The sequence below is a fragment of the Methylobacter sp. Wu1 genome, from assembly GCF_036553575.1.
Taxonomy (GTDB): Bacteria; Pseudomonadota; Gammaproteobacteria; order Methylococcales; family Methylomonadaceae; genus Methylobacter.
This window is the reverse complement of sequence record NZ_JAZHOC010000070.1, coordinates 30,926-56,208: the sequence shown is the minus strand read 5'-3', so window position 1 is coordinate 56,208 and position 25,283 is coordinate 30,926. Positions and strand designations below refer to the sequence as shown.

At 47.0% G+C, this 25,283-nt stretch carries 23 protein-coding genes; 9 read left to right on the top strand and 14 right to left on the bottom strand.

Annotated elements, in window-relative coordinates; genetic code table 11:
- Positions 1-27 precede the first annotated feature (27 nt).
- The 3 genes from V2P20_RS15345 to V2P20_RS15335 form a co-directional block, all read right to left on the bottom strand.
- Positions 28-921 (bottom strand): ABC transporter substrate binding protein, encoded by an 894-nt coding sequence (locus V2P20_RS15345; protein ID WP_331819807.1) that lies wholly within the window; start codon positions 919-921, stop codon positions 28-30.
- 82 nt (positions 922-1,003) lie between these two features.
- Positions 1,004-1,882 carry a PhnD/SsuA/transferrin family substrate-binding protein gene (locus V2P20_RS15340; RefSeq protein WP_331819805.1) on the bottom strand — a complete coding sequence of 293 codons (879 nt, stop codon included), beginning with the start codon at positions 1,880-1,882 and terminating at the stop codon, positions 1,004-1,006.
- A gap of 260 nt (positions 1,883-2,142) precedes the next feature.
- Positions 2,143-2,373, bottom strand: coding sequence for a sulfurtransferase TusA family protein (locus tag V2P20_RS15335; protein WP_194968682.1), 231 nt, complete (start codon positions 2,371-2,373; stop codon positions 2,143-2,145).
- Positions 2,374-2,455: 82 nt separating this feature from the next.
- Here V2P20_RS15335 and cysG point away from each other — a divergent pair, with 82 nt between their 5' ends.
- Positions 2,456-3,850 (top strand): siroheme synthase CysG, encoded by a 1,395-nt coding sequence (gene cysG / locus V2P20_RS15330; protein WP_331819803.1) that lies wholly within the window; start codon positions 2,456-2,458, stop codon positions 3,848-3,850.
- 351 nt (positions 3,851-4,201) lie between these two features.
- Positions 4,202-4,540: a cytochrome c gene (locus V2P20_RS15325; RefSeq protein WP_194968684.1), complete on the top strand. Its 339-nt coding sequence runs from the start codon at positions 4,202-4,204 to the stop codon at positions 4,538-4,540.
- An 85-nt stretch (positions 4,541-4,625) separates the two neighbouring features.
- Here the strand turns inward: V2P20_RS15325 and V2P20_RS15320 are convergent, their stop codons facing one another.
- The 4 genes from V2P20_RS15320 to V2P20_RS15305 all read right to left on the bottom strand — a co-directional run bounded on the left by V2P20_RS15320 (position 4,626) and on the right by V2P20_RS15305 (position 8,252).
- Positions 4,626-5,237, bottom strand: a complete 612-nt coding sequence (locus tag V2P20_RS15320; protein WP_331819800.1) for a hypothetical protein — start codon at positions 5,235-5,237, stop codon at positions 4,626-4,628.
- 205 nt (positions 5,238-5,442) lie between these two features.
- The gene (locus V2P20_RS15315) at positions 5,443-6,654 is read right to left on the bottom strand and encodes an argininosuccinate synthase (protein WP_331819798.1); all 1,212 of its coding nucleotides are present in this window, start codon (positions 6,652-6,654) and stop codon (positions 5,443-5,445) included.
- Between the two features lie 112 nt (positions 6,655-6,766).
- Complete coding sequence (locus V2P20_RS15310; RefSeq protein WP_268120057.1) at positions 6,767-6,967, bottom strand: DUF2892 domain-containing protein; 201 nt, start codon at positions 6,965-6,967, stop codon at positions 6,767-6,769.
- 10 nt (positions 6,968-6,977) lie between these two features.
- The gene (locus V2P20_RS15305; RefSeq protein ID WP_331819794.1) at positions 6,978-8,252 is read right to left on the bottom strand and encodes an FAD/NAD(P)-binding oxidoreductase; all 1,275 of its coding nucleotides are present in this window, start codon (positions 8,250-8,252) and stop codon (positions 6,978-6,980) included.
- Between the two features lie 518 nt (positions 8,253-8,770).
- Between V2P20_RS15305 and aceE the strand changes: the two genes are divergently transcribed.
- The 7 genes from aceE to V2P20_RS15270 all read left to right on the top strand — a co-directional run bounded on the left by aceE (position 8,771) and on the right by V2P20_RS15270 (position 18,690).
- Entirely contained in the window at positions 8,771-11,455 is a 2,685-nt protein-coding gene (aceE, locus tag V2P20_RS15300; RefSeq protein ID WP_331819792.1) for a pyruvate dehydrogenase (acetyl-transferring), homodimeric type, read from the top strand.
- Between the two features lie 14 nt (positions 11,456-11,469).
- Positions 11,470-12,771, top strand: a complete 1,302-nt coding sequence (gene aceF / locus V2P20_RS15295) for a dihydrolipoyllysine-residue acetyltransferase (protein WP_331819790.1) — start codon at positions 11,470-11,472, stop codon at positions 12,769-12,771.
- Positions 12,772-12,785: 14 nt separating this feature from the next.
- A complete protein-coding gene (lpdA, locus tag V2P20_RS15290; RefSeq protein WP_331819788.1) occupies positions 12,786-14,222 on the top strand; it encodes a dihydrolipoyl dehydrogenase in 1,437 nt (478 codons plus the stop codon).
- 50 nt (positions 14,223-14,272) lie between these two features.
- The gene (locus tag V2P20_RS15285) at positions 14,273-14,470 is read left to right on the top strand and encodes a hypothetical protein (protein ID WP_331819786.1); all 198 of its coding nucleotides are present in this window, start codon (positions 14,273-14,275) and stop codon (positions 14,468-14,470) included.
- Positions 14,470-14,661, top strand: coding sequence for a hypothetical protein (locus tag V2P20_RS15280; RefSeq protein WP_331819784.1), 192 nt, complete (start codon positions 14,470-14,472; stop codon positions 14,659-14,661). The genes V2P20_RS15285 and V2P20_RS15280 overlap by 1 nt, the downstream gene beginning before the upstream one ends.
- Before the next feature lie 238 nt (positions 14,662-14,899).
- A complete protein-coding gene (locus tag V2P20_RS15275) occupies positions 14,900-17,530 on the top strand; it encodes a glycosyltransferase (protein ID WP_331819782.1) in 2,631 nt (876 codons plus the stop codon).
- 170 nt (positions 17,531-17,700) lie between these two features.
- Positions 17,701-18,690: a serine/threonine protein kinase gene (locus V2P20_RS15270; RefSeq protein ID WP_331819780.1), complete on the top strand. Its 990-nt coding sequence runs from the start codon at positions 17,701-17,703 to the stop codon at positions 18,688-18,690.
- Between the two features lie 23 nt (positions 18,691-18,713).
- On the opposite strand, the gene rnhB is transcribed toward V2P20_RS15270, so the two are convergent.
- The 7 genes from rnhB to efp all read right to left on the bottom strand — a co-directional run bounded on the left by rnhB (position 18,714) and on the right by efp (position 25,208).
- On the bottom strand, positions 18,714-19,322 hold the full coding sequence (gene rnhB, locus V2P20_RS15265; RefSeq protein ID WP_331819778.1) for a ribonuclease HII: 609 nt from the start codon (positions 19,320-19,322) through the stop codon (positions 18,714-18,716).
- Positions 19,323-19,394: 72 nt separating this feature from the next.
- A complete protein-coding gene (gene lpxA / locus V2P20_RS15260) occupies positions 19,395-20,165 on the bottom strand; it encodes an acyl-ACP--UDP-N-acetylglucosamine O-acyltransferase (protein WP_348532250.1) in 771 nt (256 codons plus the stop codon).
- 2 nt (positions 20,166-20,167) lie between these two features.
- On the bottom strand, positions 20,168-20,611 hold the full coding sequence (gene fabZ / locus V2P20_RS15255) for a 3-hydroxyacyl-ACP dehydratase FabZ (RefSeq protein ID WP_331819774.1): 444 nt from the start codon (positions 20,609-20,611) through the stop codon (positions 20,168-20,170).
- Between the two features lie 55 nt (positions 20,612-20,666).
- Positions 20,667-21,167 (bottom strand): OmpH family outer membrane protein, encoded by a 501-nt coding sequence (locus V2P20_RS15250; protein ID WP_331819772.1) that lies wholly within the window; start codon positions 21,165-21,167, stop codon positions 20,667-20,669.
- 104 nt (positions 21,168-21,271) lie between these two features.
- On the bottom strand, positions 21,272-23,584 hold the full coding sequence (gene bamA, locus V2P20_RS15245; RefSeq protein ID WP_331819770.1) for an outer membrane protein assembly factor BamA: 2,313 nt from the start codon (positions 23,582-23,584) through the stop codon (positions 21,272-21,274).
- Between the two features lie 74 nt (positions 23,585-23,658).
- Complete coding sequence (gene epmA, locus V2P20_RS15240) at positions 23,659-24,639, bottom strand: EF-P lysine aminoacylase EpmA (protein WP_331819768.1); 981 nt, start codon at positions 24,637-24,639, stop codon at positions 23,659-23,661.
- The gene (efp, locus tag V2P20_RS15235) at positions 24,639-25,208 is read right to left on the bottom strand and encodes an elongation factor P (RefSeq protein ID WP_194968702.1); all 570 of its coding nucleotides are present in this window, start codon (positions 25,206-25,208) and stop codon (positions 24,639-24,641) included. The genes epmA and efp overlap by 1 nt, the downstream gene beginning before the upstream one ends.
- Between the last annotated feature and the right edge of the window lie 75 nt (positions 25,209-25,283).

Genomic DNA, 25,283 nt, shown 5'->3' with positions numbered 1-25,283 from the left:
TCTATTCTCAGCTTGATCTATCAAAGATTATTCGATAATTTGATTAACCGAACCCAAGGCTTCGTTATTCAAATCTAATCCATATTCCTTCACTTTCTTCATGTTGAGCATAATATAAGAACCCGCGGGATCAACCACGGGTCGCAAAACCTCTTTATGCTCCAGCAAATCTCTCGTCAGAGTTGCCGCCTGCAGGCCCATCGTGGAAATATCAGCCGATATCACCAGCGTTGCGCCCAAGGTAGAAAATATTTCAGCATAAGCAATGACCGGCTTTTTCGCCGTCGCGCTCCGGTTAAAGATTTCAAGCGCAGATTCTTGATCAGCAAGGACGACTGGATCGGAAATAAGCCATAGCACATCCACTTCCGGCAAAAGTTTTTCCAGGGCAGAAGTTAGCTCTGCCGGTTCGGCAATGGGTATGCTAACGATTTCCATGCCCACATCTGTTGCGGTTTCAGCTGCTGCCGACAGCCATTCCTTGTTAAATTTTTCACTATAGATGATCCCGATCTTTTTCAGCTTCGGAAAAAGATAACGATAAGTCATCAACTGCATACCCGGCGATAACTCATTGGAAACACCATAAGAATGCTTACTCATCGGCAAGCGCTGCCAATTCAGCACGGATGAAAAAATTATTTTTCTATCTTCCGCAATATCATGCGCCAGCAAGTAAGCTTTTGAACCAATTGCATAAATTGCATCAGGATTGACTTGCCGAATCCGTTCTCTGACTGTATCGATATCGTTTGAACTATCCCCAAGATTTATTTTGGCCTTTATTCCTGCCGAATTTGCTGCAAACGCCGCCTGGGCCAATTCATAGTTTTTTACCGCGGAGTTCGAATTAAGAATCAATATGCCTCTGCTTTCTTCCGCCCTCGCTTCACCTACCAGAAATAATGCCAGCACTGACATAGACAATAGCACGCATATTCTCCTGGCGAATGCTGCTCGCAAGATTAAAAGACAGTCTGTGCTTGCCATATTTATCATCATACTAGGGCTCAAGCTCCTTGAGCTCAGACTGAGTAAGCTTTCGCCAACCGTCAAGGCCAAGCATTCTCAACTTACTTTCTCCCTCAGGGGCTTTGCTCATGCCCTCTAAAATTTCAAGCAAGGCAGCGCTATTCATAGCCGTCTTTTTCGGCACCACAGCCAATGTGAGAAATTGTTTCTCGCTTGCTCCCAAACGATTCAGCATGCCGTACTGCTTCTGATTAATTTTCGCGAGATTTTCAAGACTGTCTTCCGTGGTTAAAGCAGCATCGGCCATGCCAAAGCCTACTGCCATTAAGGCATCAATATCTTTCGGCACCAGAATCAACTCTACCTGTGCAAGAATCTCTGCACTTTTCCCGCCCAGAATCTGGCTAAGAATGGTTCGGGTATAGGCTTCATTAGCTGCCGAAGCAATTTTTCCGCCCTTTAATAACTCAACTTTATCAATCTGATTTTTTGCAGACAGAACCTTGCGCTGAGTCGATTTACCGTGCGACACCCCTACCAAAACCGGCGTCATCGGTATTTTTTTTTGTAAAATGCGGTAATGCCAGCTGGAAAGTAAAAATCCTCCGTCTTGCTTCTCCATGAGCGTTTTCTCAAAAATATCCTTGTCGCTGAACGGCTGAAAATGGAAAGCCCCAAATTTTGCAAAATAGGTATCAAATGCAATTTTCAATGAAACATAATTATTTATATTTGTCTCCGAATTATAAAAATACAGTGTATTGCCGTCTAAGTGGGCATTAGTTTCAGGCTCGGAGTACCCTATAGGGCTGATAATAACCAGCAATAATGCAAAAATGGCAAGCGCTAAAAATCTGATGACAGAAGGCATCTTGAAAATTGCGGATAGTCCGAATTTCTCATAGCGCATAGGATATGCAGAATCGGCTAAATAGATGATGAATCAAGCCATGAAATCATATGAATTCGCCTGATAACATTGAGCAGATGTCTACATTCTAGGTTATGGATACGTGCAATTGAGCACTAAAAACCGGCGATGCAGAGGCTCGCCTGGAAGAAATCTGATTTTCGCTATGTCCATTTTTATTGCAGCTCCCCATTTTATTATTTGTTATACCTGCGGTTCGGGATCAGTCGGATACCCCGCCTTATCTGCCGCCAAGCTGATCATTTCTTCTTGATGTAAAAAATCTGTCTTTCCGATTCTCTTATAAATTTAACGATTTGATTGCCTGTCTGGTCAGAATAAACGCCAAAATCCAAATGCGCAGCAGGATCTGTCGCGATTACCTTGACAACATCCCCACTGGTCATTTCCGTCAATGTTTTTTTCAGGCGCAACAAAGGCAGGGGGCAATTTAAGCCGCTGGCATCTAATTCGAGGTTAAATTCAATCATTGCTTGGTTTTAAAGGTTCTTAACTTGCTTCAGAATGCTTATAATACCATTCTCTACTTAATCCGCGAATCATAGTAATACAATGGATTATTTTCCAATTTTCATACAACTTAAAGATCAGAATTGTCTCGTTGTCGGTGCTGGCGAAGTCGCCGCTCGCAAAATTGATTTATTGGCTCGAGCCGATGCAAAAATCACTGTCATCGCCAGTGAAATAAGCACCGCCGTTGCCAATCTGAGAGAGTCTCACAATCTGAACATACTGAAGAAAACTTTTTCCCCGTCCGACCTGCATGGATTCAGACTGGTCGTATCGGCTACCGACAATGCCGATACGAATAAATTAGTTGCCAAAACAGCTGCTGAACAAAATATCCCCGTGAACGTGGTCGATAGCCCCGAACTTTGCAGTTTCATCTTTCCTGCCATTATAGATCGTTCGCCTGTCGTTGCCGCCGTATCATCCGGCGGCGCTTCGCCGGTTTTAGCCAGGCTGCTTCGAGCTAAAATAGAAAGCCTGATTCCGCCGTCTTATGGCCGACTGGCTCATATTGCCGAAAAATTCAGATCACGCGTTAAAGAAGTCATTAAAGAGCCGGCTCAGCGCAGGATTTTCTGGGAGAATGCATTACAAGGCTCCATTGCCGAATTGATTTTCTCCGGCAAAGAACAGGAAGCTGAACAAAAGCTCGAGCAGACGCTCACTAATCAGAAAGAAAACATTAATGTTGGCGAAGTCTATCTGGTCGGAGCCGGCCCCGGCGCAGCCGATTTGCTGACTTTTCGCGCCCTGAGGCTGATGCAGCAGGCTGACGTGGTCGTCTACGACCGGCTGGTCTCGCCCGAGATCCTCGATTTGGCCCGCCGAGATTCGGAAAAAATCTATGTCGGCAAACAGCGACATAACCATGCGCTCCCGCAGGAATCCATCAACATCCTGCTGGCGGACTTGGCGAAAGCAGGGAAACGCGTGGTCCGGCTAAAAGGCGGCGACCCTTTTATTTTCGGCCGCGGCGGCGAGGAAATAGAAACCCTTATGCAACAGGGAATCAATTTTCAGGTTGTGCCAGGCATTACCGCCGCTTCAGGCTGCGCCACATATGCCGGCATTCCGCTGACACATAGGGATCATGCCCAGTCCTGCACTTTCGTGACTGGCCATCTAAAAGACAATTCCATCAATCTGAACTGGAAACAATTGGCGGCTCCCAATCAAACCATTGTCATCTATATGGGCCTGGTCGGACTGGAAAAAATCTGCCAATCTTTAATTGAGCACGGCAGTCCCAAGGATTTACCAGTCGCCTTGGTGCAACAAGGCACCACAGCCAATCAACGGGTTATTACCGGCACATTGGAATCCTTGCCCGGTTTAGTAGCTGGCCAAGACATCAAACCTCCAACATTGATCATTATTGGTACTGTTGTGACATTACACGACAAACTGGACTGGTTTCATACGGAGCATTTTTCTTAAGAACTACTATCCGGTTACTGGCGATGGCTGAATAAAAACCTAGACGAGACAAATTTCAGGAAATTAATTTTGGCCCACTGAAATATCTCAAAAACCTCACACGGTTACGGCGCGCTAAATTATCAGCTAATGGTTTTCTGCGCTTACAGAATGAAATAATCTGAACAATTCAGTTATTATTCACATAACTTAATGATAATGGATTTTAAGTAAATAATAACTATATAAATTAAATAAAAGGATTGAATTTTACTGTCAAATTCCCTATCCTTTGCGGCTTTAACTTTTTAATTGGGCTGTATTTGTTAAATAAATGATTACAGTCTTTTTTAATCACCAAGAGAGGTCAATATGAAAAAATCATTAGGTTCATTAGCGGGCGTTGCCTTAATCGCTTTAAGTTCGCAAGCATTTGCTTCAGAAGATGTCGAAATCGGTCAAAAAATTTATGAGCGCGCTTTCGGTCGTGGTTGCGGCACTTGCCATGACATCGCATCAAACCCACAACTGTTCGACTTGGTTAAATCCGGCAAACTGGACAGAGCAAAATTCGAACAAGTTATTAAAGAAGGCAAAGGCGGCATGCCAAAAGCTATGGAAGCCATCATGGCTGTTGGCCCTGTTAAAAAAGCCGGTTACGGCGAAGATCAAGCGCTTGACGCTTTATACAAATACCTGGGCAGCAAATAAGTTTTTACTAGCTAAACCGGTATAAAAAAGCCGCCCTAATCACAGATTAGGGCGGCTTTTTAGTATATATAAAATTTAAAAATAGTTAATTTCTGCCTAAATAACTTCTTTTGATTTCTTTATAAGGCAATCGATTACGATTTTTGATCCAGATTCCAGCCACTGCGGCCAACATTAACCCACAAGAGGCGAGAGTGAGATAGATAAGATTTTTTAATTGCGACATTTCCAGCATGATCTGCTCGCTATCGACAGCCGACTGCTCTTTTTGAGCAGGGTCTGAATAGGAACGCAGCACTTTAACGTCATTCTTTAAATCTTCTATCGTACCTAGAGAACTGGAAACAGCGCCTAAGCGTATACTCTCTTCCAAAGTTCTTAATTTACTTTCAATTGAACCACTGATTAAACCAATAAGCTGGCCTTTGAGCGTATTAACTTCGGCAGATAATACTGAATTCATTTCAGTGGCATAAATCTCAGATGGAGTGGCTTTTCTATAATTGGGCACAACATCATGCGTTGGAAATAACAAAAAGCCCAATATCAAGACGACAGTCATCAAGAAAAACACTACAGTCAGCAACAACTTGTTGGTTTTCATTAATCCCTGATGCGACGGTATTGTTTGCAGAATCACAGGGCGCCCTCTCTGGTCATCAACAATCTCTGAATTTATCTCTCGCATATCGCTCATTATCTACTTCCCCTCAACCAGAAATCCATAAATAGCGACATTCCGGCTGAAAAAATATTATTTTTATAATTGGCAGCGCCACTACCCGATCGGGTAATTATACAAGTTTAATGAAATTTGTCGTGCGTTTTATAAGATAAACTTGCCGTCTCAAACTGCAAAACACAGCCGCACGCTTCAAAGATCGTACGGCTGTGTTTAATGATTAGCGATTTCTTTTAGCCGCTATTCTCATTCTCAATGCATTCAGTTTGATGAAGCCTTCGGCATCTTTCTGATTGTAAGCGCCGCCATCTTCTTCGAACGTGGCAATACTCTCATCGAACAGACTGTCTGTTTCAGACTGACGACCGACTACGATCACATTACCTTTATAGAGTTTCAGCCTGACTTTACCGTTAACATGCTCCTGAGACGCATCGATCATTTGTTGCAACATTTTGCGCTCTGGACTCCACCAGTAACCATTATAAATCAGCGAAGCATAACGCGGCATCAACTCATCCTTTAAATGCGCCACTTCGCGATCCAGTGTTATTGATTCAATCGCACGATGCGCTTTCAGCATGACCGTGCCGGCCGGCGTCTCATAGCAACCGCGCGATTTCATACCGACATAGCGGTTCTCAACGATGTCGAGACGGCCAATGCCGTTCTCGCCGGCTATTTTGTTTAATTTCTGCAGAACTTCGGCAGGCGTATGAGGAACATCGTCAATCGCGACAATATCGCCCTGGCGGTAAGTCAATTCGATGTAGGTCGGCTGATCAGGGGCTGCCTCAGGGGATACGGTCCAGCGCCACATATCTTCCTCAGGCTCGGCCCAAGGGTTTTCCAGAATACGGCCTTCATAAGAAATATGCAGCAAATTGGCATCCATTGAATAAGGCGATGCTTTGCCTTTTTTCATTTCAACGGGAATGCCATGCTTTTCAGCATAGTCCAGCAGCTTTTGCCGGGAAGTTAAATCCCATTCGCGCCAAGGTGCGATAACTCGGATATCCGGACGCAGCGCATAAGCGCCTAACTCGAAACGCACCTGATCATTACCTTTGCCGGTTGCGCCATGAGCAATCGCGCTGGCGCCCGATCCATTGGCGATTTCGATGAGGCGTTTGGCAATTAAAGGACGGGCGATCGATGTGCCGAGCAGATATTCGCCTTCGTAAATCGTATTGGCCCTGAACATTGGAAAAACATAATCGCGCGCGAAATCCTCACGCAGATCTTCAATATAAATTTCCTTAATACCCAGCGCTTGCGCTTTGGCCCGGGCCGGCTCAACCTCTTCGCCCTGACCTAAATCGGCAGTGAAAGTGACAACTTCACAAGAATAGACATCCTGCAACCATTTGAGAATGACGGAAGTATCCAAACCTCCGGAATAAGCCAGTACTACTTTATTGATTTCCGACATAACGCCTTAACCTTGAGTTAAAAAATAGGCAAATTATACCGGAAAATAAAGTTTGCGGCAGAAACGTAACAGGCGATTTTCTAAACGCTGTTACGTTTCTGCAAAGCAATGCTTAAAAAGCACAGCCAGGCTTAATGCCCAACTTTTTCAATATCATGGCTAATGGGCAAAAGCCGGTAAAAGCGGATTGAAATAAATTTGCTCCGACAAACGCTGTAAACCACAGCCAGTTTTCAGAATGCAAATGCGCCAGTAGCAGACTGATCAGAATAAAACTGCCTGCTACGGCAAATACTACACGATCGATAGTCATCAACTCTCCTCTATTTCAAGCGTACGACACCCATCAGTTTAAGCATCATTCTTTCATACAATGGCTCACTGATGCCTTTTCTGATCTTACGCATAAAATACTTTTCGAAACCGATTTTCGCCAGATGCACCCACTTGCCTTCCGCTGACCAGGTCACATTGCGCGGCGGAATTTGCGGCTTGGCCATAAACGCGACACCGGAATCCCCGAAATCGGCCAGACACAGTGCATTCCAGGTGGCCTCATAAGTAGGCTCCTTACCCTCTAATTCACTAGCAATATTATGAGCCGTAGCGGTTACCATAGACTCAATCATATAGCCGGTTTTTGGCGCACCTACCGGCACCGGCGTTGGTTCTACCGGCGGAATCGCAATGCAGACACCGACAGAATAGATGTTTTTGAAGGTTGGGTTGCGCTGATGCTTATCAACTAAAACAAAACCACGCGGATTCACCAGACCTGGCGCATCGGCATTACGTACAGCATCGACACCAGTGAAAGCCGGCAACATCATCGAATGCTTAAACGGCAGCTCATGTTTTTTCTTGTCCTTGCCTTCATCGTCGACTTCCGTGACATACATCATGCCATCTTCAATTTTGTCAACTTTGGCATTGGTTATCCATTTAATACTCTTGTCACGCAGTGCGCTTTCCAATAAACCTTTGGTATCGCCTACGCCGCCTAAGCCTAGATGACCGATGTATGGCTCTGCCGTCACAAAAGTCATTGGCACTTTGTCGCGAATCTTGCGCTTACGCAATTCCGTTTCAATAATCATTAAATATTCATACGCAGGACCATAGCAGGATGCCCCCTGAACCGCACCGATAACGATAGGCCCCGGATTTTCCATGAATTTATCCCAGTCCCGAGCCGCAACTTCGGCATGATCCACATGGCAGACAGATGATGTATAGCCCTCGGGACCTAAACCGGGCACTTCATCGAATGCCAGGCGAGGACCGGTCGCAATGACCAGGAAATCATAAGGCACTGCAGAGCCATCTGCCAACTGCACCTGATTGTTTACAGGATCTACTTTTGACGCCGCTTTTTGAATGAATTCAATACCTTTCTTTTTCATAATCGGCGCTAATTCAATCTTCAGCTCTTCCGGCTTACGCCACCGCGGTGGAACCCAAGGATTTGACGGCACAAAATGAAACGTAGGCGTATCGGAAATCACAATCACATCATGTTTTTTCCCTACCGTTTCTTTCATTTCATAAGCCATTGGTACGCCGCCAATGCCGGCGCCTAAAATTACTATACGAGCCATGTTACACCCTCTTATTAGTTGCTTTGCATTTTGCCTAAATGATCACCATCACTTAAGGATATATTGTGCGTGTTAAACTACAAGAACAATATTTGAAAAGAATATTAGCATATTCTAATTTTCATTACAATTTTGTATCGAGTCCCCACCTCTTTTTATCTAAATATCTGATGGAATTTCACTTGATTTCCATCCCTGTGAACTATGGAGCCTGATATAGGCCTTATCAACAACTAACAGATACTAACTGTTTTGTAAATGACAGAAAAATTTAGTCATCCGAAAATAGTCATGTGGACCATTCGCTATTTAATTTTGGTACTAAAAATGCTATTTTATTCCGCTTAACAGCTGACGTGCCGCTCCTTTTAGCCATCGCCAGCGTATTTTGGCCTAGTTTACAGTCATGTCATTTTTGATTTGTAGTTTTAAGTCTGTTAAATCGCGCCGAAGCCACTGAATACTTTTTCAATAATAATTTTAATAAGCATGCATACCCGCTCCAATTAGGAACAGACATGAACAAAACTTCAATTACAGAGATTACCGGGCAGGATGATGTCGATCCGGCAGAAACCAAAGAATGGCTTGAAGCTCTGCAAGCAGTATTAGAGCGGGAAGGCGGTGCTCGTGCACATTTTCTTATTGAGCAATTAGTAGCCGCAACCCGTCATGCAGGCCTGGATATCCCATTCAGCGCCAACACTGCCTACATCAACACCATTCCCGTCGAACGGCAGCCACCGTTCCCTGGCAATACTACAATAGAATATAAAATCCGTTCCTATGTGCGCTGGAACGCGATGATGATGGTGCTGAGAGCCAATAAACATACTAATGTTGGCGGCCACATCGCCAGTTTCGCCTCGGCATCGACTTTATACGATATCGGTTACAACCATTTTTGGCATGCGCCTTCCGACAAGCACGACGGCGACTTGATTTTTACCCAGGGACACTCGGCTCCGGGCGATTATTCCCGTGCATTCCTGATGGGCCGGTTCACTGAAGAGCAGCTGGATAATTATCGCCAGGAAGTCAACGGAAACGGTTTGTCTTCGTATCCGCACCCCTGGCTGATGTCCGACTTCTGGCAATTCCCGACTGTATCTATGGGCTTAGGCCCCATTATGGCCATTTATCAGGCACGCTTCATGCGCTATCTGCAAGATCGCGGCTTGGCCAATGCGGAAGGACGTAAAGTCTGGGCCTTCCTCGGCGATGGAGAAACGGATGAACCCGAATCACTGGGCGAGATCGGCATGGCCGGCCGTGAAAAGCTGGACAATCTCATTTTCGTCATCAACTGCAACCTGCAGCGGCTGGATGGCCCGGTACGCGGCAATGGCAAAATCATTCAGGAATTGGAAAGTGAATTCCGCGGCGCCGGCTGGAATGTAATCAAATTGATCTGGGGCCACCGTTGGGATGCACTGCTGGCGCGCGATAAAGACGGCCTGCTGGTAGCGCGTATGATGGAATGCGTCGACGGCGATTACCAGACTTTTAAAGCCAAAGATGGCGCTTATGTACGCGAGCATTTCTTTAACACGCCTGAGCTGAAAGCCATGGTCGCCGATTGGTCTGATCGCGATATCTGGGAATTAAATCGCGGCGGTCATGATCCAATCAAGATCTTTGCGGCTTTCAATGCCGCAGTCAATCATAAAGGACAGCCAACCGTCATTCTGGCCAAGACCATTAAAGGCTATGGTATGGGCGAGTCCGGACAGGCACAGAACATCACCCATCAGCAGAAAAAAATGAGTGTAAGTTCACTGAGCCGATTCCGTGATCGTTATGACCTTCCTGTTACTGATGAACAGCTGAATGACCTGCCTTACCTGACTTTCCCTGAAGGCTCGAAAGAGCTGGAATACATGAAGCAGCGCCGTGCTGACTTAGGCGGATATTTACCGTCCAGAAGAACCAAATCCCATGCCCTGGATGTGCCGGTGCTGGCAGATTTCAAACCATTGCTGGAAGCCAGCAGTGAAGGACGCGAATTCTCGACAACCATGGCTTTCGTGCGCCTGCTCAACATACTGATCAAAGACAAGAACATCGGCAAGCGCATCGTGCCTATCGTACCTGATGAATCGCGCACCTTCGGCATGGAAGGCATGTTCAGACAGCTGGGCATCTGGTCGCAGGTTGGCCAGTTATATACGCCGCAGGATGCTGATCAGCTCATGTTCTACAAAGAAGACAAGCATGGCCAGGTACTGCAGGAAGGTATCAATGAAGCCGGTGGCCTCTGTGACTGGATCGCGGCAGGCACCTCCTATTCGACCCATGGCGTGCCGATGATTCCGTTTTTCATCTACTACTCCATGTTCGGTTTCCAACGCGTCGGCGACCTGATCTGGGCCGGTGCGGATCAATGCACCCGCGGCTTCCTGATGGGCGGCACGGCCGGAAGAACGACATTGAACGGCGAAGGCCTGCAGCATGAAGACGGACACAGCCATCTGATTTCAGCGACTGTACCCAACTGTGTCTCTTATGACCCAACCTACGCCTATGAAGTGGCAGTCATCATTCAGGACGGTTTGCGCCGCATGTATGTCGAACAGGAAAATGTGTTCTACTACATTACTGTGATGAATGAAAACTATGCCCATCCAGCCATGCCCAAAGGTATAGAACAGGATATTATCAAAGGCATGTACTGCTTCCGCCGTGGCGCCGATCAAAAGAAAAAGACCCCACGGGTACAGCTACTGGGCTCAGGGGTCATTTTCCGTGAAGTTGAATTTGCCGCTGAATTACTACGCAATGATTGGGGCGTTGAATCCGACCTGTGGAGTTGTCCAAGCTTTACCGAACTGGCAAGAGACGGTCGGTTCTGCGAGCGCTGGAACCGCCTGCATCCAACTGAAACTCCAAAGCAATCGCATGTAGATCACTGCCTCGGCAATGCGCAAGGGCCGGTCATTGCTGCAAGTGATTACAACCGTGCCTTTGCCGATCAAATTCGGGCTTATATTAAAGCGCCTTATACCGTACTTGGCACCGATGGCTTCGGCCGTTCCGACACTCGCGAGCAATTGCGCCGCTTCTTTGAAGTCGATCGCTACCATGTTGCCGTCGCGGCCCTAAAGAGCTTGGCGGATTTGGGACAATTTGACCCGGCAAAAGTAGAGGTGGCCATTGCCAAGTATGGCATAGCCCCTGATGTTACACCTTCCTGGTTATCTTGAGAAAAGGAATTAAAATGGCTTCCCTAATTGAATTAAAAGTGCCAGATATTGGCAATTTCACTGGTGTCGATGTCATTGATGTCTTGGTTAAACCGGGCGACGTTATAGCAGTTGATCAGACGCTGGCAGTGCTGGAAACCGACAAGGCCAGTATGGACCTGCCTGCCAGCGCAGCAGGCACTGTGCAAGAAGTCTTTATCAAGGTCGGCGATAAAGTCTCTGAAGGCTCTTTGGTCGCTACCGTATCGGCAGAGGCCGAGCAGGCTGGCGCGGCAAAACCGGAGGAAAAGCCTGAGCCAAAAGAGGCTACCCCGGAAGAAAAGGCGCCTGAACCGCCTGCTCAGCCAGCGCCTGCACCGGCCCCAGTATCAAAACCTGCATCTGCTCCTGAGCCAGCCGCACAGCCAGCCTCTGGCAAAGTCGCGCATGCCACTCCGGCTGTCCGGCTTTTTGCGCGCGAACTGGGCGTCGATATCGGCAAGATCACTGCCGGCAGCGGCCGGAAAGGACGTATCTTAAAAGAAGATGTAAAAAACTACGTCAAGCAGATAATGGCGGAAGGCTTTTCCCAAGCTGGCGCAGGGATTCCTCCAATACCGGCAGTCGATTTCTCCCAGTTTGGCGCCATTGAAGAGCAGAAACTCAATAAGATCAAGCGCTTGACTGGCCAGAATCTGAGCCGCGCCTGGTTGAACCTGCCGATGGTCACCTATCACGAAGAAGTCGACATTACTGAAATGGAAGCATTCCGAAATGCGCTCAATGCCGAAAAAGCCGCAGGGGATACCAAAATTACCGGGCTGGTATTCATTATCAAGGCCCTTATTGCTGCCATGCAGCAATTCCCTCAGTTCAACTCGTCTTTATCGCCCGATGGTGAAAAGCTGATCTATAAGAAATATTTCAATGTCGGCATTGCAGTTGATACGCCCAACGGCCTGGTCGTGCCTGTAATCCGCGATGCGGACAAAAAAGGCATCAATGAGCTGACAGCCGAACTGGCTGATAAAAGCGCAAAAGCACGTCAAGGCAAGCTCATGCCGGCCGACATGCAAGGCGGCTGCATCACCATTTCCAGCCTGGGCGGCATAGGCGGCACGGCTTTCACGCCGATCGTCAACGCTCCTGAAGTAGCCATCCTTGGTATCACCCGATCCAAAATGCAACCGATGTGGGACGGACGTGAGTTTGTACCGCGCCTGATGCTGCCTTTGGATCTGACCTATGATCACCGCGTGATCGACGGCGCGGAAGGTGCACGCTTCATGGCTGTCATCAAACAATATCTGGGCGATATTCGCCGCTTGCTACTCTAATCAGGGGAAATAATATGGATGCTAATCCGGCGATTAATGAATCGACTCTGCATGCAGAAGTTCTGGTGCTGGGCGGCGGACCGGGCGGCTATACAGCCGCTTTCCGTGCGGCTGATTTAGGCAAACAGGTGGTACTGGTCGAGCGGCATGCTGTCTTAGGCGGTGTTTGTCTGAATGTTGGCTGCATACCCTCCAAAGCCCTGCTGCACATTGCCCAAATCGTCCATGAAGCGGAAGAATTCGAACACCACGGCGTCCACTTCGGCAAGCCAACGTTCGATATCGACAAGATTCGCGCATGGAAAGAGAGCGTATCAGGCGCTTTGAACAATGGTCTGGCTCAACTGGCAAAACAGCGCAAAATCAACTTGATACAAGGCGTTGGCAAGTTCACCTCAGCCAATACGCTTGAGGTACAAGCCGAATCCGGCACACAGACTATCCGCTTTGATCAGGCCATCATAGCCGCAGGATCACATGCGACCAAAATACCGACCTTCCCTAACGATGATCCGCGTTTATGGGATTCGACCGACGCCTTGGCGTTAAAAGAAATTCCGAAAAAACTGCTGATTGTCGGCGGAGGCATCATCGGACTGGAGATGGCTACGGTTTATCATGCCTTGGGATCGGAAATCAGCGTCGTTGAGCTGATGAATCAAATCATACCCGGCTGCGATAATGATCTGGTCACACCTTTATACCGGCGCATTAAGAAGCAATACAAAAACATCTGGCTGGAGACGCGTGTAACTTCAATTGAAGCGCTTGATGAAGGCCTGAAAGTCTCCTTTGAAGGCAAAGGCGCGCCGGATTCAGACATATTCGATGCGGTTCTGGTTGCAGTAGGCCGCAGGCCAAACGGCAAATCAATCGGCGCCGAACAAGCCGGTGTCAATGTCGACGACATGGGATTCATTGCCGTTGATAAACAGCAGCGCACCAATGTCCCGCATATCTTTGCCATCGGCGATATAGTCGGCAACCCTATGCTGGCCCATAAAGCAAGCCATGAAGGCAAAGTTGCGGCGGAAGTGGCCGCCGGCCATAAAGCCGGTTTCGACGCCTTAACCATACCGGCCGTTGCCTATACAGATCCTGAAGTAGCCTGGATGGGACTGACTGAAAACCAGGCTAAGCAGCAAGGCATTGCCTATGACAAGGCGACCTTTCCATGGGCGGCCAGTGGCCGTTCCTTAAGCCTGGGACGCAAGGAAGGCTTGACCAAAATAATCTGTGATAAAGAAACAGGCAGAATTCTCGGCGCAGGCATAGTCGGCACCAACGCGGGCGAGTTACTGGCCGAAGCGGTATTGGCTTTGGAAATGGGCGCCGATGTGGAAGACATCAGCTTAACTGTACATTCTCATCCAACGCTATCCGAAACTTTTGCTTTTGCCGCTGAAATGATTGCCGGCACGATTACCGATCTTTATATAAAGAAGGATTAAGATTCAGGAAAGATGTCATTCATCTTGTATTCATCTTGCTTGCTGAAAATATGCTTCCTGAATTAGCTCATGTAATTATTGTCGGTTTATTGATAGCCCTGCCGGTTAGCCTGATCTATAGAAAAGCAGGTTTTCATCCGGCATGGGCATCATTGGTATTCTTGCCAGGCTTTGGTCTATTGTTGATATTTTTACAGCTTGCCTTTGTGCCCTGGCCTAACCAACAAGACAATAAAAGGGATCTATAATGGAAGCTTTTCTGATAGCCGTATTTGTCGTTTTTGTTTTATGGCTGGGGTCTAGAATACTGGACAAAGCGGGCCTTCATAAAACCTGGGTATTCTGTCTGTTGATCCCGGTCGTCAACATTATAATGATCTGGGTTTTCGCCTTCAGCCGCTGGCCTAATTTAAAACCCGATGTGAAGCAGGACTTATAGCCGTCGGCGCCAAAGGGATTCTTTCCAGTTTTAGAGCAAGCGTGAAGCACGCGCTTAAACCGACTTCGAGCTATTTAACAGATTAAAAACCATAGACGACAATCGTCTTCATTTTATGATGAAAATGGTTGTATTTTTTCGGCTTATGGTTAAGCTTGCGTAAACAATAGTCCTATACCCTACACGGCCCTCAAACCAAAAAATTTTTTCGCTTTAGCGTTAATTTTCGAGCAACTTAATGAAAAAAATAATTACTGTAATTGCACTCGCCTTGCTGGTCGTCATAAATTTCAGTATTTGGAGCTACACCAATAACCCGCTGCAGCTAAAGTCATGGAACAAGCCCATGATGGGGGTGACTTTTGATCCCAGACGGAAAAACCACACACCGGAAAACAACCAATTCCCCACAGCAGAACAAATTGAGGAAGACTTGGCCCTGCTTTCCGGGAAAGTGCATGCCGTCCGTACTTATAGCGTGCTGAGAGGCCAGGATAAAGTCCCCGAACTCGCGGCCAAACACAAACTGAATGTATCGGTCGGCGCCTGGATTGATGATGATCTGGAAGCGAACCGGCAGGAAATCGAAACGCTCATCCAAGTCAGTCGCCAGGATAATCCGAAAATCGTCAGACTTTTGGTCGGCAACGAGTTTCTGCTCCGTCACCAGAAGAATGAAGAGCAGCATTTGCAAGCCAAGCAACAATTGATTGAGTATTTGCGCGAAGTGCGCAAACGCACCTGGCGGCCGGTCAGTACTGCTGAAACCTGGGATATATGGCTTAAACATCCGGACTTGGTTAACGAGGTTGATTACATCGCGGTCCATATCCTGCCTTATTGGGAAGGAATCGATATCGATGAAGCGGTTGATTATGTTTTCTATCGCTATCACGAGCTGCAACAGCACTATCCTAACAAGCCTATCGTCATTACTGAGGTAGGCTGGCCTTCCAATGGCCAGCCATTCAAACATGCAACAGCGTCGCTGTCTAACCAGGCAAAATTCCTGCGCGAATTCCTTAACCGTGCCACAGAGGAAAAACTTGCTTACTATATCGTTGAAGCCTTTGACCAGCCATGGAAAATGGCTATAGAAGGTTCAGCGGGTGCCTATTGGGGTGTTTTTGACGCCGACCGCAAACCGAAATTCCCGTTAGATGGCGATGTATTAGCCTTACCTGCATGGAAACACTGGGCCACAGGCGCGGCTATTTTCAGCGCTGTGTTAATGGCCATCTTCCTGTTTACACGCCGTAGTATAAAACTGCCCGGCATGGTGTTTTTCGGCGTCATGGCCAACCTTGCCGCATCGGCAATTTTCTGGTCCGCCTCAATCGGCGCCCAACAATATCATTCGCCTCTCACCATCGCCTTCTGGGTCATACTGATATTAATGCAGATATTGGCTGTGATTATTCTGATGATCGAAAGCCTCGAAATTGCAGAAGTGATATGGCACAGAAAAACCGCCAGAACTTTTGAGCCACTGGCGCCGGGACCTGATTTCAAATACCCGAAAGTATCGCTGCACCTGCCTATTCACAATGAGCCTCCCGCCATGGTGCGCAAGACGCTTGAAGCCCTGGCTGCAGTTGATTATCCCAATCTGGAAGTGCTGGTCATGGACAATAACACCAAAGACCCGGCCGTTTGGGAACCGGTACGCGATGACTGCGAACGTTTAGGGCCGAAATTCCGCTTCTTCCATCTGGAAAACTGGCCCGGTTTTAAAGCTGGCGCGATCAATCACGCTCTTGAACAGACAGCGCCGGATGCGGAAATTATCGCCGTTATCGACAGCGATTACATTCTTTCGCCTGACTGGCTCAAATGCATGGTGCCTTATTTCGATAATGAAAATGTCGGATTCGTCCAGTCGCCCCAAGACTACCGCGATCTGCATGTGAGTACATTTAAAGCGTTCTGTTACTGGGAATATGCCGGCTTCTTCAATATCGGCATGGTACAAAGAAATGAATACAACGCCATTATCCAGCACGGCACTATGACAATGATCCGGAAGTCGGCTCTGGAGAAAGTCGGCAAATGGGCTGAGTGGTGTATTTGCGAAGACAGTGAGCTCGGTCTGCGCCTGTACGAAGCAGGCTACGATTCGGTTTACGTCAAGGATTCGTTCGGACGCGGCCTGATGCCCGACACCATGTCCGGCTACATGACGCAGCGCTACCGCTGGGTATACGGCGCTATGCAAATCATTAAAGCGCATTGGCGCAGCTTCCTGCCTACCCAAAAATCGCCGCTGACATCTGCACAGCGTTACTATTTTGTAGCCGGCTGGCTGCCCTGGTTTTCGGATGCATTGGCCTTATTGTTTACCACAGCGAGCCTGATGCTGACCGGTTTTATTGCGCTGGATCCGACGCACAGCGAGTTGCCGGTTAATGCCTTTCTGTTGCCAACGATCGGCATTTTCAGCTTTAAAGTCCTGCGCGGCTTATGGCTATATCAGGCGCGTGTCCCGTGCTCGATTTGGCATTCGCTTGGTGCGGCTTTATCCGGATTGGCCCTAACGCATACGGTCGCCAAGGGCACAATCCAGGGGTTGTTCACATCCAATAAACCGTTTATGCGCACGCCTAAGTACGAGAAGCAAGGCCCTCTATTCGAAGGCTTAATGACGATACGTCATGAATTGATATTGCTGATTCTATTGGGCGCAGCTATTACCTTGATGTTGTCTTTAGATCATTTCGATAATCTAAGCGGCAGACTGTGGACAGCTGTATTATCGGTACAGGCAGTCCCCTATGCGGCCACTTTAGTGACCCTATTGATCAGCATAGCGCCAAGCTACAGATCGAAAAAAGCCTTGCAGACTGCCGAGGAACTTGACGACGCAGTTTAGTCCTATCCGCAGTAACAGTCGTGCCTCTTGACACATCGGAGGCATGACTGCTTCTCTCCAGCTCAGGTTTATTGAACGATATTTTCCATTGAGCAACTATCCTATAAAATGAGTCAATATATTGATATTGGTCCACAGCAAGGGATAGCATTCCAAGTTACAACAAGCTTATGAATACTGATCTCGCACCGTTTTCGGCACTGACCCCCGATATAATTTTAAATGCGCTCGATTGTGTCGGTCTACAGACTGATGGCCGCTTGCTCGCGCTCAACAGTTATGAAAATCGTGTTTACCAGGTTGGCATAGAAGGCGGCCCCGCTGTTGTCGCGAAATTTTACAGACCCGACCGCTGGAGCGATGCGGCTATTTTCGAAGAACACGCTTTCGTAAAAGAACTGGCACAACATGAAATCCCCGTTGTGCCGGCAATGACATTCAATGAAAACAAATCATTACACCAAATAGAAGGCTTTCGTTTTTCAGTGTTTGCCCGCCAGGGCGGCCGGGTTCCTGAACTGGAGGATCCTGAAAAACTTGAATGGATGGGGCGGTTTATCGGCCGCATACATGCAATCGGTGCTTTAAAGCCTTTTAAGAAACGCCCTACTCTAAACATCGACAGCTTCGGTCATGAACCGAGAGCCTATCTGTTGGCCAATGATTTTATCCCGCTTGATCTGATCGATGCTTACAGTAGCGTCACAGCCCATGCGCTTGATGCCGTGGAACGCTGCTTCGAACGCGCTGGCAAACTGAATACCCTGCGGTTGCATGGCGATTGTTATCCGGGCAATATTCTATGGACCGAAGACGGTCCGCACTTTGTTGATTTTGATGACAGCCGGATGGGCCCCGCTGTTCAGGACTTGTGGATGTTATTGGCAGGAGATCGTGCCGATATGACTGTGCAATTAAAGCACCTGCTCACCGGTTACAGAACTTTTTATGATTTTAACGTCGCGGAGTTACACCTCATTGAAGCGCTGCGCACGTTACGTTTGATTCATTATTCGGCCTGGATTGCACGGCGTTGGAGCGACCCGGCGTTTCCCTTGGCGTTTCCCTGGTTCAATACGCCCCGTTATTGGCAGGATCGTATCATTGAGCTGCGCGAACAGATAGCGTTGATGAATGAGGAGCCTCTGGAAGCGATTTAACACCAAAACGGCCGGATTAGAATCTATTTCATCCCATTGGCTATCATGGATTTTACCGGATTAAATGATCTTCTATGCACGCTTAAATAACCAAATTGCTCGATTTCGGCCAGATGTTGCTTGGTACCGTAAGCCTTGTGCAGATGAAAGGAAAAGTCAGGATATTTTTTGTGGTAGTCATACATGATCTTATCCCGCTCGACTTTCGCCAAGATAGAAGCTGCACTGATGGCTTTCACTTTGCTGTCGCCTTTGACAATGGCCTGAGCGGGCATGAACAAATCCGGGAGCTGGTTGCCGTCTACCAGAACCTCGTCCGGCTTTACAGACAAGCCATTTACAGCCCGCTGCATGGCCAGCAGTGTAGCCTGAAGAATATTCAGTTCATCAATCTCTTCAACACTGGCTTCAGCCACTGCCCAACTTAAAGAGACTTCCTTGATAATCCTGCACAGGCTGTCCCGCTTGCTTTCACTCAGCTTTTTTGAATCGTCCAATCCGTCGATGGGCCGCGACGGATCCAAAATGACAGCTGCCGTCACAACAGGACCCGCCAGAGGTCCCCGGCCGGCCTCATCAACGCCTGCGATCTTGAAATTGAAGGGACGCTTTAATAGATAGTGGTCATCCATAACGAATAGCCCAGTTGAAATTAAAAAGTCATGGCTTAATTCGCATTTGCGGCGACGCATTTGCGTCGATAGTTAGCGCAAAATGCCCCTGGTCACATTGCGCAGAAAACTAACCATATCGGATAACTGTTTGCTGTCGCCGGCCATGTCTTCCATTTGTTCAATTGCATCTTCCAGGCGCAAGTTCATTTTATAAATGATTTTATAAGCCTTCCTGATCAACCGAATGTCTTCCGGAGAAATACCGTTGCGTTCCATGCCGACAGAGTTTATGCCATGCGGCCGGGTTGGCTTGCCGCCGACCATGACAAACGGCGGGATATCCTGTGTAATTGCACTGCCCATGGCGGCAAAGCTGTACTGCCCTATCTGGGTAAACTGATGCACCAACGTAAATCCGCCCAGGATAGCGTGACTGTTTAAATGCACGTGACCGGCTAACGACGCGCCATTCGCCATAATGACATGATCGCCAATAATACAATCATGCGCTACGTGCGTATAAGCCATGAATAGATTGTCATTGCCAATCTGAGTCACTCCCTTATCCTGCTTGGTGCCCCTGTGCATGGTGGCGAACTCCCGGATCGTATTCCTGTCGCCGATCTGAAGCCGGGTCACCTCGGATGCATATTTCTTATCCTGAGGATCTTCACCTATTGATGTGAACTGGTAAATGCGGTTCTGCTTGCCTATTGATGTAGGCCCTTTGATAACCACATGAGGGCCTATGACTGTTCCGGAATCAATCTTGACATCAGGCCCTATAACGGAGAAAGGGCCTACAGTTACATCTTCCGCTAGCTCAGCTTTAGCATCAATAATAGCTGTTGGATCAATCAAGGTTAGTCTACCACTGCCGCACATCTGATTTCAGCGCTCGCGACAAACTCGCCGTCTACCTCGGCGCGGCAATCGAAAGCCCAAATATTACGTTTGCTTTTAAGGAATTTAACTTCCAGCATCAATTGGTCACCTGGTACAACCGGGCGTTTGAATTTTGCCTTATCAATACCGACAAGATAATAAATCATGCCTACCAACTCATCGCGGGCTGTTTCCGATGCCAGCAATCCGGTAGCCTGAGCTAAAGCCTCCAGAATCAGCACGCCGGGCATAATGGGTTTTTGCGGAAAATGGCCTTGAAAAAACGGTTCATTATAAGTAACGTTTTTGACGCCGACTAATCTTACTCCGGGTTCACACTCAATGACTTTGTCAACCAATAAAAAAGGGTAACGATGCGGTAAGAATTCTTGTATTTGTAAAATATCTAGCTTAACAGACATAGCAGAGAATGCTTCATTAAAGAGTTATAATTATATGCATGAAAAATTTAATGAATTATTCTGGCGATCTTGACAGTTTTTCTTGAACTTGACTGGTGACATCAATCTGTTCACTCGCGTAGATCACGCCATCTGTCAGCAATAAATCGAAATTTTGATCTTTGGCTATTTCACGAATAACTTCAACTATACGGCGTTGCAACTTACCTAACTCATCATTGCGGCGAAGATTGAAGTCTTCACTGAATTCCTGCTGAGCTCTTTTTGCATCTCTCTTTTTGTTTAAAATATCTTTTTCCAGATTTCTTCTTTCTGATTCGCCCATAACGGAGGAATCTCTAGCCATTTTTTCTTCCAGATTTTGAATTTCTTTTTGTTGGGCGACCAATTGCTTATCACGAGGTGAAAATTCCTTCTCCAGGCGTTTTTTAGCCTTTTCGGCCTGAGGGGCTTTTTCAAGAACGGCAGGAATGTTGACAAAACCTATCTTTAAGTCGGCAAAGCTTACATTCGCAGTCAGTAACAGTCCTAAAAATAAAGCAATTTTCATTTTCATTGTCAAACCTATCTCCGGTTATAGTTAAAATTAAATAATTGATAAAAATTGTTAATGTATTAGTTAAATTATAGGTGATAAGCTAACTAAACCAAAAACTTCTTCTAAAAGTTTTGTCCAAAGTTGAATTGGAAATATTTTTTGTCATCTTTTTGTTCATGCTCACCGGCAGCATCAGTGTATGTAGTTGAGCCTGCGTTTAAAGGCATGGCCACACTGACAGACAGTGCACCGAATGGTGACAGCCACTCGCCGGAAAGACCGGCTGCATACCTTAAGTTATCAAATTTAAAGCCATTGTTAACGGTACCGGCATCAAAGAAAGTCCCCAGTCGAACCGATTTTGTTTCCGACATGAAAGGCACAGGAAAAAACACTTCGGCATTACCGATTATTTTGCTTGATCCTCCAAAAGGCCGCGCCCGGGAATCTCGCGGACCCAATGTGTTAGTATCGTAACCACGCACAGAGCCCCAACCGCCGGCAAAATAATTTTCGAAGAAAGGCAGTTCATCAGTTTTGCCATAGCCATCGCCATACGCAACTTCACCATGCAGACGTAGCGTAAGATCCTTGGCCAGAGGAAAATAGTGCTGTTGCTTGTAACTGACCTTGTAATATTCAAGATCGCTGCCGGGAACTGTCCCCAAGGCGGAGAACCGTTGCTGACCTCCTCTGTCAGGAAATATCGCCCTGTTAAGCGTATCGTGCGTCCAGCCCAGAGACGGCGCAAAAGTCAAATACTTATCGCCTTCTTTCTTAAGAAATTTATCAATCTCGTCGGATGTGAAATCAGCAGCTTTTAATTTAGTATGTCTTAAATCCGCATTAAATTGCAGCCGGTCAAATTCATTTATTGGAATGCCGAAATTGATCCCGGTATTAATAACGTCAGTCGAATAGTTGGCAAGGTTAACTTGCCTCGCATCTCGGGTCGTATAGCCAAGATCATAACCAAAGCTTATGCCATCTAATGTAAAATATGGATTAAAAAAGCCGAACTGATATTGAGTAAGATAGTCACTGTTGTTAAAGGCCAGATTCACCCGTTTACCGGAACCGAAAACGTTATCCTGGGAAATATTGGCATTCAAAACGATGCCTTGCGTTTGAGAAAAACCTATACCGGCCATCAGGTTACCGTTGGGTTTTTCCACCACTGAATAATTCACGTCGATCTGATCGGAAGTTCCAGCAACAGGCGGTGTTTCAACATTAACCTCTTCAAAGTAGCCTAAACGCTCCAGGCGCGTTTTCGACCGTTCAATTTTTGAGCTTGATGCCCAGCTCGACTCCATTTGCCGCATTTCCCGCCGCAAGACTTCATCACGGGTTTTAGTATTACCCTTCATATTGATGCGCCTTACATAAACGCGCTTGCCGGGATCAACAAAAAAAGTCATATCAACGGTTTTATTGGCCTCGTTGATTTCCGGCACCATGTTAACGTTGGCAAAAGCATAGCCTTCATCGCCTAAGCGGTCGGAAATCGCTTTCGAGGTTTCCGTAGCGTTTTTCCTGGAAAATACTTCCTTCGGCCCGACTTTGACGAGCTTTATAAGCTCTTCAGGCTTGACGACCAGATTACCGGCCAGTTTTACTTTTTCAAGCGTATAAACGTCGCCTTCTTTGACATTGATCGTCACATAGATATCTTTCTTATCCGGCGTAATCGCTACCTGCGTGGATTCTACCGAAAAATTGATATAACCGCGGTCAAGGTAATAAGAACGCAATTTTTCCAGGTCCGCGGATAATTTCTGCTTGGAATACTGGTCATTTTTTGTATAAAAAGACAAAAGATTTGAGGTGCTTAATTCAAACTTGCTCAACAGCGTTTCATCATCGAATACAGTATTGCCGACAATATTGATCTGTTTGATTTTGGCAACTCGGCCTTCTGAGATCTTGATATGAATGCCGACCCTGTTCCGGGTCAAATCGGTTACTTCCGTGTCGATTTTTAAACCGTACTTGCCGTGACTGTAATACTGGCGGCTCAATTCCTGCTCAACTTTATCGAGCACCTGCGGATCGAAAACCTTACCTTCGGATAGACCGATCTTATTTAGAGCTTTTGTCAAATCATCCTTGCTCAGGTCCTTGTTGCCTTCAAAGATGATTTTTGCTATCGATGGACGTTCCACGACATTAACAATCAGCGTTGAGCCATCCCTTTCCAGTGAAATATCCTTAAAAAACCCGGTTTTGAACAGGGCCTTGATTGCCGGACCGGCATTATCCAGAGAAAATCTTTCGCCTACATTGACGGGCAGATAGTTATAGACCGTGCCTACCGAAATACGCTGAAGACCTTTGACCTGGATGTTATCAACAACAAATTCTTCGTCACCTTTAACCGCTTGGGAAACGAGTAGTAATAGCAACAGCAAGCGTGAAAAAGTATTTGATCTCATGTAAACGTCTAATAAAACATAATGTCCGGTATTAAAACTCGCAGGATTATAGCACAGTAACAGCTTTAAACGAGTTAAGCCCTATTGACAGGAAAGCCAAGCACATCTTCAATCGATGCGCTATCCGACAATAGCATCAGTAAGCGATCCAAACCTATGGCCATGCCCGAACACTCCGGCAGGCCGGCCTGCAATGCAGCAATAAGACGTTCATCCTTGACCGAAGCAGGCAGATTTCTTTGCCGCCTGATATCCAGCTCCTTGTCAAAACGTTCACTCTGTTCCTTGGCATCGGTCAACTCAAAATAACCGTTGCCCAATTCAACGCCATCAATAAACAGCTCGACCCGATCCGTAATCAGCGGATCGTGTTCATTGATTCTCGCTAATGATGACTGGCAAACAGGAAAGCCGTACACCATGCATAAAGCATTCCGGCCTAAATAGGGTTGAACCTTATGGCTGAAAATAAAATCCAGCCAAGTAGCATGATCATTTCCGCAGATACTGACAGCTTCCGGTAATTGATTATCCAGCGCATAAGCGCAATACTGCGGATATGAAAACTCGAGCGGATCCAGCCCGGTATAACGTTGAAATATGGCCTGGTAAGTGAATCTTTCTGTTTCCATCAGCGGCTTGCGGTGATCGAACAACCTGGCTATCAGGTCGGCGCACTCATCCATTAATTCCGCCAATTTGAAACCGACGTGATACCATTCAAGCATCGTGAATTCAGGATTGTGAAATCGCCCGGATTCGCCGTTCCTGAAAGCTTTGGCTATTTGATAGATGGAACCGCTGCCGGCCGCAAGCAGCCGTTTCATGGCGAACTCGGGCGAAGTTTGCAGAAACAGCGTCTGTTTCTGAGGAACCAAAGAATATTCGGTAGTAAAAAACGCCAGCTGCGGATCAGTTCCGATCCCCTGGCTCAACAGAGGCGTCTCCACCTCGAGCACAGACCTTTCAGAAAAAAATTTACGTATATCGGCGAGCACTTGCGCTCTCAGGCGCAAGTGCTCTACGGAACACGCCGGCCGCCAATCACCCAGCACTAGTCTTTGACGCGTGAAACATATTCACCGGTACGCGTGTCGACTTTGACGACTTCACCGATTTGCACGAATAAAGGCACTCTGACCACGGCGCCTGTTTCCAGCGTAGCCGGTTTGCCGCCGCCGCCGGAAGTATCGCCGCGCACGCCGGGATCGGTTTCGGTAATGGCCAATTCGACAAAGTTGGCCGGTGCCACAGACAAAGGCACGTCATTCCATAAGGTTACGGTGCAAAGATCCTGATCTTTGAGCCAGTTCTTAGCTTCGCCGACGGCTTTTTCATCGGCTTGGTACTGTTCAAACGTATCCGGCACCATGAAGTGGCGGTATTCACCATCGTTGTACAGGTATTGCATTTCCACATCGACAACGTCAGCGCCTTCCAGAGACTCGCCAGATTTGAATGTTCTTTCGATCACGCGGCCAGTTTTGAGGTTTCTGATTTTAACCCGGTTGAAGGCCTGGCCTTTTCCCGGTTTGACAAATTCATTTTCAATAATCGCGCAGGGATCATTATCCAGCATGACTTTCAACCCGGCTTTAAATTCATTGGTACTATAACTAGCCATTTTATCCTCGAGACTACAAACAATAATTAAAATTTAACCATTATAATAGATGGCCCCAACTGATAGAAACTCTAA